Source organism: Enterobacter sp. KB-221C9 (genome assembly GCF_041320715.1).
GTDB lineage: Bacteria > Pseudomonadota > Gammaproteobacteria > Enterobacterales > Enterobacteriaceae > Enterobacter > Enterobacter asburiae_D.
This window is the reverse complement of the sequence record NZ_JBGIWG010000003.1, coordinates 303,621-316,067: the sequence shown is the minus strand read 5'-3', so window position 1 is coordinate 316,067 and position 12,447 is coordinate 303,621. Positions and strand designations below refer to the sequence as shown.

General features: G+C 52.5%; 16 protein-coding genes. 10 read left to right on the top strand and 6 right to left on the bottom strand.

All coding sequences use genetic code 11. The features are described from left to right. Positions 1–92 precede the first annotated feature (92 nt). The 4 genes from ybeD (at position 93) to lipA (ending at position 3,510) form a co-directional block, all read left to right on the top strand. Entirely contained in the window at positions 93–356 is a 264-nt protein-coding gene (gene ybeD, locus AB8846_RS05610) for a DUF493 family protein YbeD (RefSeq protein ID WP_006177135.1), read from the top strand. A gap of 94 nt (positions 357–450) precedes the next feature. Continuing rightward, on the top strand, positions 451–1,092 hold the full coding sequence (gene lipB, locus AB8846_RS05605) for a lipoyl(octanoyl) transferase LipB (RefSeq protein ID WP_370732266.1): 642 nt from the start codon (positions 451–453) through the stop codon (positions 1,090–1,092). Positions 1,093–1,383: 291 nt separating this feature from the next. After that, positions 1,384–2,337: a YbeF family transcriptional regulator gene (locus AB8846_RS05600; RefSeq protein ID WP_370732265.1), complete on the top strand. Its 954-nt coding sequence runs from the start codon at positions 1,384–1,386 to the stop codon at positions 2,335–2,337. A 207-nt stretch (positions 2,338–2,544) separates the two neighbouring features. Continuing rightward, positions 2,545–3,510, top strand: a complete 966-nt coding sequence (gene lipA / locus AB8846_RS05595) for a lipoyl synthase (RefSeq protein ID WP_331413018.1) — start codon at positions 2,545–2,547, stop codon at positions 3,508–3,510. A gap of 81 nt (positions 3,511–3,591) precedes the next feature. On the opposite strand, the gene tatE is transcribed toward lipA, so the two are convergent. Both tatE and AB8846_RS05585 read right to left on the bottom strand, forming a co-directional pair. Further along, positions 3,592–3,795, bottom strand: coding sequence for a twin-arginine translocase subunit TatE (gene tatE / locus AB8846_RS05590; protein WP_023310742.1), 204 nt, complete (start codon positions 3,793–3,795; stop codon positions 3,592–3,594). Between the two features lie 125 nt (positions 3,796–3,920). Beyond that, positions 3,921–4,709: a deaminated glutathione amidase gene (locus AB8846_RS05585; protein WP_370732264.1), complete on the bottom strand. Its 789-nt coding sequence runs from the start codon at positions 4,707–4,709 to the stop codon at positions 3,921–3,923. 67 nt (positions 4,710–4,776) lie between these two features. Between AB8846_RS05585 and crcB the strand changes: the two genes are divergently transcribed. Beyond that, a complete protein-coding gene (gene crcB / locus AB8846_RS05580) occupies positions 4,777–5,160 on the top strand; it encodes a fluoride efflux transporter CrcB (protein ID WP_008501029.1) in 384 nt (127 codons plus the stop codon). Between the two features lie 219 nt (positions 5,161–5,379). On the opposite strand, the gene cspE is transcribed toward crcB, so the two are convergent. Together cspE and pagP are read right to left on the bottom strand one after the other, a co-directional pair. Continuing rightward, positions 5,380–5,589 carry a transcription antiterminator/RNA stability regulator CspE gene (gene cspE / locus AB8846_RS05575; RefSeq protein ID WP_002439184.1) on the bottom strand — a complete coding sequence of 70 codons (210 nt, stop codon included), beginning with the start codon at positions 5,587–5,589 and terminating at the stop codon, positions 5,380–5,382. A 190-nt stretch (positions 5,590–5,779) separates the two neighbouring features. Then, entirely contained in the window at positions 5,780–6,397 is a 618-nt protein-coding gene (gene pagP, locus AB8846_RS05570; protein ID WP_370732263.1) for a lipid IV(A) palmitoyltransferase PagP, read from the bottom strand. Positions 6,398–6,792: 395 nt separating this feature from the next. Here pagP and dcuC point away from each other — a divergent pair, with 395 nt between their 5' ends. Next, on the top strand, positions 6,793–8,160 hold the full coding sequence (dcuC, locus tag AB8846_RS05565) for an anaerobic C4-dicarboxylate transporter DcuC (RefSeq protein WP_202774025.1): 1,368 nt from the start codon (positions 6,793–6,795) through the stop codon (positions 8,158–8,160). A 130-nt stretch (positions 8,161–8,290) separates the two neighbouring features. Next, positions 8,291–9,064, top strand: coding sequence for a ribonuclease I (gene rna / locus AB8846_RS05560; protein WP_370732307.1), 774 nt, complete (start codon positions 8,291–8,293; stop codon positions 9,062–9,064). Here the strand turns inward: rna and AB8846_RS05555 are convergent. Then, entirely contained in the window at positions 9,058–9,675 is a 618-nt protein-coding gene (locus AB8846_RS05555; RefSeq protein WP_331413027.1) for a flavin reductase family protein, read from the bottom strand. The two genes, rna and AB8846_RS05555, sit on opposite strands and share 7 nt — an antisense overlap. A 244-nt stretch (positions 9,676–9,919) precedes the next feature. Here AB8846_RS05555 and rnk point away from each other — a divergent pair, with 244 nt between their 5' ends. Continuing rightward, the gene (gene rnk / locus AB8846_RS05550; RefSeq protein WP_063143194.1) at positions 9,920–10,330 is read left to right on the top strand and encodes a nucleoside diphosphate kinase regulator; all 411 of its coding nucleotides are present in this window, start codon (positions 9,920–9,922) and stop codon (positions 10,328–10,330) included. Between the two features lie 140 nt (positions 10,331–10,470). After that, a complete protein-coding gene (yldA, locus tag AB8846_RS05545; RefSeq protein WP_321220993.1) occupies positions 10,471–10,560 on the top strand; it encodes a small membrane protein YldA in 90 nt (29 codons plus the stop codon). Positions 10,561–10,570: 10 nt separating this feature from the next. Here yldA and AB8846_RS05540 read toward each other — a convergent pair whose 3' ends face one another. Next, positions 10,571–11,809, bottom strand: a complete 1,239-nt coding sequence (locus tag AB8846_RS05540; protein WP_331413029.1) for a zinc-dependent alcohol dehydrogenase — start codon at positions 11,807–11,809, stop codon at positions 10,571–10,573. Positions 11,810–11,989: 180 nt separating this feature from the next. Between AB8846_RS05540 and uspG the strand changes: the two genes are divergently transcribed. Further along, a complete protein-coding gene (uspG, locus tag AB8846_RS05535) occupies positions 11,990–12,418 on the top strand; it encodes a universal stress protein UspG (RefSeq protein WP_023310731.1) in 429 nt (142 codons plus the stop codon). Positions 12,419–12,447: the final 29 nt, after the last annotated feature.

The following is a 12,447-nucleotide window of genomic DNA, read 5'->3' as shown; positions in this document are numbered from 1 at the left end:
AAAGTGTGATTTTGATCCCCATATACTAAGTATCCTGATAACTCCCACCTGACGTGGGAGTTATTATTTTTTGACGTTACGCCGGAGCTGACATGAAAACCAAACTTAACGAACTGCTTGAATTCCCTACCTCATTTACCTACAAAGTAATGGGTCTGGCGAAACCTGAGCTGGTTGATCAGGTGGTTGAAGTGGTACAGCGCCATGCGCCGGGTGACTACTCTCCGTCAGTAAAACCAAGCAGCAAGGGCAACTACCACTCGGTTTCTATTACCATCACTGCGACACACATTGAGCAGGTGGAAACGCTGTACGAAGAGCTCGGCAATATCGAAATTGTTCGTATGGTGCTGTAGTCCCTTTGCGGTTACCCGGTTTGCCGGGTAACCCCTCTCCCCGCTGTGATATAATCCCCCACACCTTTTGTCCCTCGTCTTCGGAGACGCAGTTTTGTATCAGGATAAAATTCTGGTCCGTCACCTCGGGCTGCAACCTTATGAGCCTGTCTCCCAGGCTATGCATGACTTCACCGATTCACGCGATGACAGCACCCCAGATGAAATCTGGCTGGTCGAACACCTGCCGGTATTTACGCAGGGTCAGGCGGGTAAAGCAGAACATCTATTAATGACGGGAGATATCCCGGTTATTCAGAGCGATCGCGGCGGCCAGGTCACCTACCATGGGCCCGGGCAGCAGGTGATGTACGTACTGCTAAATCTGAAACGCAGAAAGCTGGGCGTGCGTGAGCTGGTGACCTTGCTGGAACAAACTGTCGTCAACACGCTGGCGGAATATGGTATTGACGCGCATCCGCGCGCCGATGCGCCGGGCGTCTACGTTGGGGAAATGAAGATCTGCTCTTTGGGGCTGCGTATTCGTAAAGGCTGCTCATTCCATGGCCTGGCCTTGAATATTAATATGGACCTCACGCCTTTCCAGCGCATAAACCCCTGCGGCTACGCCGGCATGGAAATGACGCACATGCGCCAGTGGGTAGAAACCGCTACGCCAGAAAATATTCGTCCCGTGCTTTTGAAGAACGTGTTAGCACTACTTAACAATCCCCCGCACGAATATATCCCTGCTTAATATATCGTACAACAGGGCTCGATAATTTGACGGGCCGCTGTTTATTTACCGTTTTTGCACTTTACAATAATCCACAGATTCTATATTTTCGAAGCGCCCGAATATTACCGCTACATATTATTTAGCCCCCAGCAACCACGGCAAACACGGCATATGTAAGGTGAGCAATTATCACACAACCGTTTGCTTTTGATAAACAAGTGAAACAAAACCAACACTTTACGAATCTCTACAAGCATAATAAATAAATTCAACTATCATTCATATTGTGAATGAATACGGAGTGAAAGCGTGGAGTATAATAATTTACCAGCCAAACGACTGAATGAACCTGGTGGCGAAGACAAGCCGCAAATTTTTCGGACTTTACGTAATATTGATCTCAATTTACTGACTATTTTTGAGGCAGTATATGTCCACAAGGGTATCGTTAACGCTGCGAAAATTCTTAATCTCACGCCATCAGCAATAAGCCAGTCAATCCAAAAGCTACGCGCTATATTTCCTGACCCGTTATTTATCCGTAAGGGCCAGGGGGTAACGCCGACGGCTTACGCCACGCATCTCCACGAGTACATCAGCCAGGGGCTGGAGTCGATTCTGGGCGCACTGGATTTAACCGGGAGCTATGACAAGCAGAGAACCATCACCATCGGCTGTTCCCCTTCTGTGGGTGTGCTGGTGATGCCGGCGATCTTCCAGGCCGTGAAAGAGCATGCTCCGCAGCTCCTGCTTCGCAATGTGCCGCTCAATGAACCTGACATTCAGCTTGCGCAGTTCCAGACGGACCTGATTATTGAAAGCGGCAGCTTCAGTGCCAGAGCGCTGGGGCAAAATGTGCTCTATGCAGATAACCTGGTGCTGGTTTGCCGGCAGCAGCACCCGGTTCTCAGCGAACCGCTGACCATCGAAAACCTGCGCAACTACGACCACTCGTCTTTCATGACCGAAGGGCAGTCTAACCATGCGCTTCGTCAGCGTATTGATGAAATTTTCCCGGAGAGCCAGATCAGCTTCAGCAGTTACAATATGTTCACCACCGCATCCCTGATCGGCAGCAGCGACATGCTGTGCGTTATGCCATCACGCCTGTACAGCCTGCTGCGAAAATGCTGGCCGCTGGAGAGCATTCCGCTCAGTCAGCTTAATGCGGAATCTATCGAGATTTCACTGCATTACAACAAGCTGAGTTTGCGCGATCCGGTTCTGGAAAACGTCATCCGCATTATCCGTCAGGCCTTCTGACAGGTTCAGCCAGCACAAGCCCCTGCAACGGGCAGGGCAAAAGGCAGAAAACAACAACTATTTTACAAATTGGCGATCTGGCAGGCTGCTTTAACGACCGTTTCAATGATATACTGCCTGTCGTTCGTTCAAAAATAGTTGATAAATACAACATTCCCTTGAATTGAAACGCTTTCCTTCGATATTCGCAACTGGAACACGCACGCTATGAGTAAACCCATTGTGATGGAACGCGGTGTTAAATACCGCGATGCCGATAAAATGGCCCTTATCCCGGTTAAAAACGTGGCTACAGAGCGCGAGGCGCTGTTAAGAAAACCGGAATGGATGAAAATCAAACTTCCGGCCGACTCTTCGCGTATCCAGGGGATCAAAGCGGCGATGCGCAAGAATGGCCTTCACTCAGTGTGTGAAGAAGCCTCTTGTCCGAACCTTGCTGAATGTTTCAATCACGGCACCGCGACGTTTATGATTCTGGGTGCTATCTGCACCCGCCGCTGCCCGTTCTGCGACGTTGCTCATGGCCGTCCAGTCGCACCTGATGCTAACGAACCCCAGAAACTGGCGCAGACCATCGCCGACATGGCGCTGCGTTATGTGGTGATCACCTCCGTTGACCGTGACGATCTGCGTGATGGTGGTGCTCAGCACTTCGCCGACTGCATTACGGCCATTCGCGAGAAAAGCCCTAGCATCAAAATCGAGACGCTGGTGCCTGACTTCCGTGGCCGCATGGACCGCGCTCTGGATATCCTGACCGCAACGCCGCCAGATGTGTTTAACCACAACCTGGAGAACGTGCCGCGTATCTACCGTCAGGTCCGCCCGGGAGCTGACTATAACTGGTCTCTGAAACTGCTGGAGCGTTTCAAAGAAGCGCATCCGCATATTCCGACCAAGTCTGGCCTGATGGTGGGTCTGGGTGAAACCAATGAGGAAATCATTGAGGTGATGCGCGATCTTCGCCGCCACGGTGTGACCATGTTGACCCTGGGACAGTATCTGCAGCCAAGCCGTCACCACCTGCCGGTACAGCGCTACGTGAGCCCGGACGAGTTCGATGAAATGAAAGCCGAAGCGATGGCGATGGGCTTCACCCACGCTGCCTGCGGCCCATTCGTTCGCTCCTCATACCATGCCGATATGCAGGCAAAAGGCGAAGAAGTTAAATGATGCTGTAATATTCTTTTACAGTAATACAAAAAAACCGGCCTCATGAGCCGGTTTTTTTTCGCAAGCCCTCAGGCGTTGCTGTCACTCTTTGTGAGAAAGCTTGTCTGCCGGGACATCATCCTCAGCGCTTTTCTTCGCCGCTGCATCATCGTCGTTCATCGCTTTCTTAAAGCCTTTGATGGCAGCCCCCAGGTCACCACCCAGCGTGCGTAACTTCTTGGTACCAAACAGCAGGACGACCAGTGCGGCAACCACCAGCAGTTTGGTAATACTAATCTCACCCATAGATACCTTCTTTACTTAAAACAGGCTGCATTCAGCGCCAAAACCTGACTGTATTAACGGTCATTTAGCGCGTGCACACAATAGCAATCTGTAACAAGGTGAATCAAGCATTGTTGAAAAAAACATCACAATAATTGCGGTGGCGCAAACCGACGATTGCGAAGAACGGGTAATTGCTGGCGCGCAAGCGCAATTCTTTCTAAGTTTATCTCCGCCACCAGCAAATGCGGGGCTTCAGCGGCGGCAGCGATCGTCACGCCCAGCGGATCGACCACCCTGCTTTGCCCGATGTTTTTCGTGCCACATTCCCCTGCGGCAACGACATAGCAGGTGGTATCCAGCGCCCGCGCCGCAAGCAGCGTTGCCCAGTGGTGCTCTTTTAACGGCCCTCTGACCCACGCGGCGGGCAGTACCAGTACGTCCGCCCCCTGCAGCGCCAGATGGAGCGCCAGCTCGGGAAAACGCAGGTCATAGCACGTCATCAGCCCAATTTTAAATCCGTCAATCTCCAGCAGCGGGGGGATACCGTCGCCAGGATCAACGCGACGCGACTCCTGAATGCTGAACGCATCATAGAGATGCAGCTTGGCGTAACGTGCGACAATGGCCCCGCCACGGATAGCCACAAGCGTATTAACAGCTCGACCCGGCGCTGAGGGAACATGGATCGTTAAGATCGTCGTCATCGTATTGCCCGCGCTCTGGGCGAGCAGCTGCTGTAAAAATTCACCGTCCAGCGGCTGCGCGGACTTCACGGATAAATCCGGGTCATTATCATCCCTGGCCAGCAGCGCCTCGGGGAGAACCAGCAGCGACGCGCCTTTCTGGCCGGCCTGCTTCATCAGTTCGACGCACGTGAGCGCATTTTCACGCCAGTCAGGCGTGACCACAAATTGCCCTACCGCAACATACATATTTGTCCCCTCATCATAAACGGCGTTAAACTCGCATCTCTTACACATCAAATAGCAGGTATTTAGCGTGTTACAACTACTTTTAGCCGTTTTTATTGGTGGGGGAACGGGTAGCGTTGCGCGATGGTTTCTGAGTATGCGGTTTAACCCCCTGCATCAGGCGATTCCCATGGGGACGCTTGCCGCTAACCTGATTGGTGCCTTTATCATTGGCATGGGGCTGGCATGGTTTAACCGAATGACGCATATCGATCCGATGTGGAAAGTCCTGATTACGACAGGTTTCTGCGGCGGTTTGACCACCTTCTCAACCTTTTCTGCGGAAACGGTTTTTCTCTTTCAGGAAGGCCGTATCGGCTGGGCGCTGATGAATATGGCGATCAATATGCTCGGCTCCTTTGCGATGACGGGGATCGCATTTTGGCTATTTTCTTCCGCAAGCGCGCATTAACAGCCGAACCGTTAATGTTGGCTTAATTTTTCTCTGTCACTCTGGATGCAGTACTGAATGAGGGTGACAGAATGAAACAGAGTCTGATGAGCGCAGGAATGGTGTTACTGAGCGTGCTGATCGTTGCCAGCTTCCTGAAAATGTATTTGCTTGGCTGATTCAAAACGAAAAAAACCCGCTCAGTGAGCGGGTTTTGAAATTCTTGCTGACGCGTCTGAATTACAGAGCGATTACGTTAGCAGCAGAAGGGCCTTTGGCACCGTTAGTGATTTCGAACTCTACACGCTGACCTTCAGCCAGAGTTTTGAAACCATTAGACTGGATTGCAGAGAAGTGTACGAACACGTCTTTGCTGCCATCTTCAGGAGTAATGAAACCGAATCCTTTGGACTCATTAAACCACTTAACGTTACCTTTAATCTTAGACATCAAAATTACCTTTACATTAAAAAACGACACAAATGCTGTGTCGGTTACCAGTACATCAATTGTGGGACCTTTTGTCCAGCGGATCTTTGATAAAAAGTGACTAAAGTCGCGTTAATTTTCACTGGCAGATTTTTATCGTTTATGAATCAACGCCTGCGCGTTTTTTCACCACCATTTCACGTTTTGTCAGTTAAAACTGAAAACGCATCCAGGCGAAGTAAACGTTTCCGTTGTTATAAGTCCCCGGAATGTAGGTCATCTGGAACGTTGCGGGGCCATAGCCAATAGAGGCCAGCGGCAGCAGCACCGGGATCGGGATGTACTTCCAGTTGTCACGCGCGGTGACCCCAGCGGTATAGCCCAACCCGACGTGGAAGTTCTCGTCCGCTAACGGACGCCAGGTTTTCTCCCAACCATACCCCCCAATCGGCTCCCATTTGTTAAACGAGTCTTTGAAGGCCATCAGATAGATGCCATGCCAGTTTCCCTTTTCATCCCAGCGCGACTGGCCAAAACCCGCGCCCCACGGACGCTCGTTGTATTTATCGGTTTTCTCTTTGTCATAAGCAAAACGCGCGTGCCACGTTATTGCCGGAACATAGAGATCGTAATGTTCAGGTGCCGTCCATGTCTGGGAAACATTATTCGTAAAGGTAGAGAACCAGCCTTTATCCGCCGCGTTGCCTTCTGCCTGCGCAACAGAAGAAAACGTTACCTGCCCAAAAATAAACAACAAAGTAGAGAAAAATGTATTACGTACGATCACAATGCAATTACCATTCTTAGTATTCGAGGCAAAGTTTACCATAAAATAGTTGAATCAAGGCTTAATGGCATCGGCGTTATTCCTAATTATTCGACCTCTTTCCGGGAATATTCTTAAAGAAAGCGAGAGATACGTGCAAATAAGCCCACAAGGGGTGTGACTTCCCCCATTAATCTTTGTTAATCAGCAACATGCGAAACCACACAAAACATTAACAATTTGTTATCATTAATGGGGCGTGTTGCGCTATTTCTGACGGTCAAGGGCCGCATGACATAAATGTATGGGCCATGGCAAAAACACGGTTGTTCTGTTCTCTAGTCGTCTGTTTATTGATTTTAATCAGCAAGAACAGGCCAATTATTCGGCACATTTTCATCCTTCTTTTTTTTTATTGATTTTTTGTGCTCCATTGCAGCAGAGATACAGGGGAAATCATGCTTACGTTATTCGAGCTCCTAATTGGCGTCGTCGTCATTGTCGGCGTCGCGCGCTACATCATTAAAGGCTATTCGGCCACGGGCGTATTATTTGTTGGCGGTTTAACACTGTTGATTATCAGCGCAATAATGGGGCACCAGGTGTTACCTGCCAGCGCGGCCAGCACCGGTTATACCGCTACAGATATTGTTGAATACATTAAAATATTGCTCATGAGCCGCGGCGGCGATCTGGGCATGATGATCATGATGCTGTGCGGTTTTGCGGCCTACATGACCCACATCGGCGCCAATGATATGGTCGTTAAGCTTGCCTCCAAACCCCTGCAGTACATCAATTCGCCGTATCTGCTGATGGTCGCCGCCTATTTCCTCGCCTGCCTGATGTCGCTGGCCGTTTCGTCGGCTACCGGACTTGGCGTACTGCTCATGGCGACGCTGTTCCCGGTCATGGTGAACGTCGGTATCAGCCGCGGCGCGGCTGCGGCAATTTGCGCGTCCCCGGCGGCCATTATTCTCTCCCCGACCTCCGGCGACGTTGTGCTGGCGGCAAAGGCGGCGGAGATGTCACTCATCGACTTCGCCTTTAAAACCACGTTACCGATCTCGATTGTTGCCATCGTGGGCATGGGTATCGCGCATTTCTTCTGGCAGCGCTATCTCGATAAGAAAGAAAACATCAGCCATGAAATGATGGACGTAAGTGAAATCACCACCACCGCTCCCGCGTTCTATGCCATTCTGCCGTTCACCCCAATCATCGGGGTACTGATTTTTGACGGCAAATGGGGTCCACAGCTGCACATCATCACCATTCTGGTCATCTGTATGCTGCTGGCCGCCGTGCTGGAGTTTGTACGCGGTTTTAACACGCAAAAAGTCTTCTCTGGTCTGGAAGTGGCGTATCGCGGTATGGCGGATGCCTTCGCTGGCGTGGTGATGCTGCTGGTTGCGGCAGGCGTTTTTGCCCAGGGTCTGAGCACGATCGGCTTTATCCAGAGCCTGATATCTATCGCCACCTCGTTCGGCTCGGCCAGTATTATCCTGATGCTGGTTCTGGTGGTGCTCACCATGCTGGCGGCCATGACCACCGGTTCCGGTAATGCGCCTTTCTACGCTTTCGTTGAGATGATCCCGAAACTGGCCCACTCATCCGGTATTAACCCCGCCTATCTCTCCATTCCCATGCTGCAGGCGTCAAACCTGGGCCGTACCATTTCTCCGGTGTCAGGCGTGGTCGTTGCCGTTGCCGGGATGGCGAAAATCTCGCCATTCGAAGTCGTCAAACGCACCTCAGTGCCCGTTATAGTTGGCCTGATTATCGTGATTATCGCTACGGAAGTGCTGGTTCCCGGCGCAGCCTAAGCTAAATTAGGGATATCCAAAAAGCGCCTGCGGGCGCTTTTTGTGCTTTAATAACTTCCAGAAATTAATCGTGCTCATTCGATCAGGAAATCATATGTTCAGGAAGGATATCGTCATCCCGTCTGGCGCAATGGCGCTTGCACTCTGTCTCTTCTCCGCACAGGCGGAACCGCTGAAGGCAACACAGTATGGCGATTTCGATCGCTATGTGCTGGCTCTCTCCTGGCAAACCGGGTTTTGCCAGAGCATGGTCGAGCGCAACCGGAATGAACCTGACGAATGTCGCCTGCAAAAAGAGCGCGAGAATAAAGCCGATTTCCTGACCGTTCACGGGCTATGGCCCGGCCTGCCGAAATCTATTGCCGCGCGCGGCGTGGATGAACGTCGATGGATGCGTTTTGGCTGCGCCACGCGCCCCATTCCGAACATGCCGGAAGTGAAGGCCAGCCGCAAATGCAATGCCGCCGAAACCGGGCTGTCGCTTTCCGCTGCCGCCAAGCTCAACGACGTGATGCCGGGCGCGGGGGGAAATTCCTGCCTGGAACGCTACGAATATGCCAAACATGGCGTCTGCTTTGGATTCGATCCGGATGCCTATTTCGGCACGATGGTGCGCATGAATCAGGAAGTTAAAAGCAGCGCGGTCGGTAAATTCCTCGCCGATAACTACGGGAAATCCGTCAGTCGTAGCGACTTTGACGGTGCCGTTGCCAAAAGCTGGGGCAAGGAGAATATCAAAGCGATCAAGCTGACCTGCAACGGTAATCCGGCGTATCTGACCGAGATGCAGATTTCCCTGAAGGCAGACACCATTAACAACCCGCTTTCTGCGGCGTCATTTGCACCGCAGCCACATCCGGGTAACTGCGGAAAACAGTTCGTGATTGATAAAGCCGGTTACTGAACCGCGCCCGGGCGCACCATATCAAACCGGTTTTCGTCACTGATACCATAGTAAGCCGTCGGCCCACCCGCGCGCAGGATGGGCTGCGCTTTTGCCGTCTGGTATATCCCCTCTTCCAGCAGCGTTTCGGCAATATGGATACCGACCACCTCCCCCAACACCAGCCAGGTATCGACCGGCGTGCCGTCGGCACCGGTAAGCTGAATGCACTGCGACAGGCGGCACTCAAAGTTCACCGGGCTTTCTGCGACGCGGGGCGCGTTAACCAACCGGCTGGCCGCTGGCGTTAGTCCGGCGAAGCTAAATTCATCCCGATCGTGGGGAAGCATCGCTGAGGTTTGGTTCATCGCTTGCGCGAGATCGCGCGTCGCCAGGTTCCAGACAAATTCTTTTGTTTCGGTAATATTACGCACGCTGTCCTTCCAGCCGTTGCTGGAAAAGCCGATGATCGGCGGACGATAGTTAAAACAGTTAAAGAAGCTATACGGCGCGAGATTCAGCTGACCGGCCTTATCGCATGAGGAGATCCAGCCGATCGGACGTGGTCCAATAATGGCGTTCAGCGGATCGTGCGGCAGGCCGTGACCCTGAGACGGTTGGTAAAAGTACATAGTTCTCTCTCGTTGGTGGGCAACGCCCTGGTTCAGGTTCTCAGCGTAACGTATTCCTCCCGGAATGAAGACTGAATAAATTTCAGCGAAAATCCATATGGACCATGAATGTGAGCTTCATCACTTCAAACTTGGGCGCTCAGCCAGTATCATCGGGAGAGTTAAACCCTCGCTGCCAGACGGCGAGGGTTTTCTTTTGGATCGGTTTCTGCGTGACACGCAGCATTAACGACATGGAGTAAAAATGTCCAGACCTACAATCATCATCAATGAGCTCGACGCAGAACGTATCGACAGATTGCTGGAAAAAGCAGAGTTTGCCTCACTTCCCGTGGCCGACGCCCTGAATGAGGAGCTCGACCGGGCACAGATGTGCACGGCTGAGTCGATGCCGCATGACGTGGTCACCATGAACAGCCAGGTAAAATTCCGCAACCTGACCACCGGTGAAGAGCTGACCCGCACGCTGGTTTACCCGGCTCAGATGACCGACAGCAGCGCGCAGCTTTCTGTACTTGCGCCTGTGGGTGCCGCGCTGCTGGGTCTACGCACGGGCGATACCATCCACTGGGAATTGCCGGGCGGCGCCTCTGCCCATCTTGAAGTGCTGGCGTTGCTCTACCAGCCAGAAGCCGCGGGCGATTACCTGCGTTAACCCCCTTCTGAACAAGCGCCCACCCGCTTTGCACAGAGGATGCAGCCGCATCCTCTTTTCGCAAATTCACCCGATTTTCCTATATCGCGCAGAATGGTCTTAATCCACGCTTAATCTGTTTTAGTGCCGCGGGGACGGTCATGAGTGAGATACTGGTTATCACACTTATCTTTCTGATTTTTGTGGCGATTATCGTCACGGCCGTGCTCTATCTTGAACGCCACTGGTAAGCGAACATTCTCAAGCAACCCCACCCGGGAAGGCATTCACCAGGCCTTTAACTTTTTGCTCCGCGGCCTCAGGCGTTTCTGCGCCAGGAACCAGAATCACCTTCCGGCACTCCTCCTCCCGTTTTTCGAATACCTCATAGGCGCGTTCCGCATCCGCAAGGGGGAGATAATGGGTCACGATCTCTTCCGGCGTGAGCAGCCCTTTTTCGATCAGCGGTAACAGTTCGCCCAGCCAGGCATGAACGTGCGTCTGGCCCATCTTAAACGTCAGTCCCTTATCAAAGGCATCGCCAAACAGGAAGCCATGGATAAACCCTGCGTATACGCCGGGTACGCTGACCACCCCACCGCGACGGACGGCAGCAATGCATTGACGCAACGCTTTGCCGCTGCTGCCTTCAATTTTAAGATTGCTGAGGATCGTTTCGGTGGTGCTGCCTTTCGCTTCGAACCCTACCGCATCAATCACGGCGTCAACGCCGCGCTGGCCAGCGGTCTGCTCGATGATTTTTTCCGCTGCGTCGTTATCATCATCAAAGTTGATGGGGATTGCGCCGTAACGCGCCTCGGCAAATCGCAAACGGTACGGGTGGTGATCGATAACAAAGATCTGCTCAGCGCCTAGCAGTCGCGCGCAGGCAATGGTCAGTAACCCCACCGGCCCGGCGCCGAAAACCGCTACGCTTGAGCCTTTTGCAATCTGCGCATTTTTTGCCGCCTGCCAGGCCGTGGGCAAAATATCGGAAAGGAAAAGCGCCTTGTCATCCGAAAGGAGTTGCGGGACCTTAAACGGCCCGACGTTACCTTTTGGCACGCGAACATATTCTGCCTGTCCTCCCGGCACGCCGCCGTAGAGATGGCTATAGCCAAACAGCGCGGCCGGCGCGGGGATTTGCTTTTTGTTCAGTGCGGCACCCTGCCCGGCATTGGTATTCTCACAGGCCGCGTATTGCTGCAGACGACAAAAGAAACAGTCCCCGCAGGCGATGACAAAGGGGATCACCACCCGATCCCCTTTTTGCAAATTCTTCACCTCTGCGCCGCACTCGACGATTTCTCCCATAAACTCATGGCCAAAAATATCGCCGTGCTGCACCTTCGGGATCTTTCCGCGATAGAGATGCAAATCGGAGCCGCAGATAGCCGTGGCCGTAACGCGCAGGATGATATCGTCGGGCTGTTCGATGATGGGATCGGGGACATTCTCGACGCGAACATGGTGCGGACCGTGATACGTAAGTGCTTTCATGCGACCTCCGAAAGGTTCCAGATAAGTGTATAAGGGTAGCTACCCCTGAAGGCCTGCCCCGGAATACGGGGCTTTTGAGATTTATCCTGGCGAGATAAGAAAACTGACGGAGCGCTTACAGAAACCATTTATATTTTATGGTTAAATGAGTTCAGCGTTTATAAACAAGGAGAAACGGGTATGTATCAGAGAATCATTATGCCGGTTGATGTTTTTGAGATGGAGCTGAGCGACAAGGCCGTTCGCCATGCGGAGTTCCTGGCGCAGCAGGACGGTGTCATCCATCTGTTGCACGTACTGCCGGGCTCCGCCAGCCTGAGCCTTCACCGCTTTGCCGCCGACGTGCGTCGCTTCGAGGAGCATTTGCAGCATGAAGCGGAAACCCGTCTGCAAACCATGGTCAGCCACTTCAGCATCGACCCTTCGCGGATCAAAACGCACGTCAGATTCGGCAGCGTACGCGATGCGGTAAACGAACTGGCGAACGAGCTGAAAGCAGACGTGGTGGTCATCGGTTCGCGCAACCCTTCCATTACCACGCATCTGCTGGGCTCTAACGCCTCCAGCGTGATCCGCCACACCCACATACCGGTGATGGTCGTAAGATAAAAAAAGAGGCCACCTTTCGGTGGCCTCTC

Coding starts and splice junctions, on each gene's coding strand:
- cspE (WP_002439184.1), bottom strand. CDS start 5,589: ATGTCTAAGATTAAAGGTAACGTTAAGTGGTTTAATGAGTCCAAAGGA.
- rna (WP_370732307.1), top strand. CDS start 8,291: ATGGCGCTTGCACTCTGTCTCTTCTCCGCACAGGCGGAACCGCTGAAG.
- dcuC (WP_202774025.1), top strand. CDS start 6,793: ATGCTTACGTTATTCGAGCTCCTAATTGGCGTCGTCGTCATTGTCGGC.
- AB8846_RS05585 (WP_370732264.1), bottom strand. CDS start 4,709: ATGTATGTTGCGGTAGGGCAATTTGTGGTCACGCCTGACTGGCGTGAA.
- pagP (WP_370732263.1), bottom strand. CDS start 6,397: ATGGTAAACTTTGCCTCGAATACTAAGAATGGTAATTGCATTGTGATC.
- AB8846_RS05540 (WP_331413029.1), bottom strand. CDS start 11,809: ATGAAAGCACTTACGTATCACGGTCCGCACCATGTTCGCGTCGAGAAT.
- lipA (WP_331413018.1), top strand. CDS start 2,545: ATGAGTAAACCCATTGTGATGGAACGCGGTGTTAAATACCGCGATGCC.
- uspG (WP_023310731.1), top strand. CDS start 11,990: ATGTATCAGAGAATCATTATGCCGGTTGATGTTTTTGAGATGGAGCTG.
- ybeD (WP_006177135.1), top strand. CDS start 93: ATGAAAACCAAACTTAACGAACTGCTTGAATTCCCTACCTCATTTACC.
- yldA (WP_321220993.1), top strand. CDS start 10,471: ATGAGTGAGATACTGGTTATCACACTTATCTTTCTGATTTTTGTGGCG.
- tatE (WP_023310742.1), bottom strand. CDS start 3,795: ATGGGTGAGATTAGTATTACCAAACTGCTGGTGGTTGCCGCACTGGTC.
- rnk (WP_063143194.1), top strand. CDS start 9,920: ATGTCCAGACCTACAATCATCATCAATGAGCTCGACGCAGAACGTATC.
- AB8846_RS05555 (WP_331413027.1), bottom strand. CDS start 9,675: ATGTACTTTTACCAACCGTCTCAGGGTCACGGCCTGCCGCACGATCCG.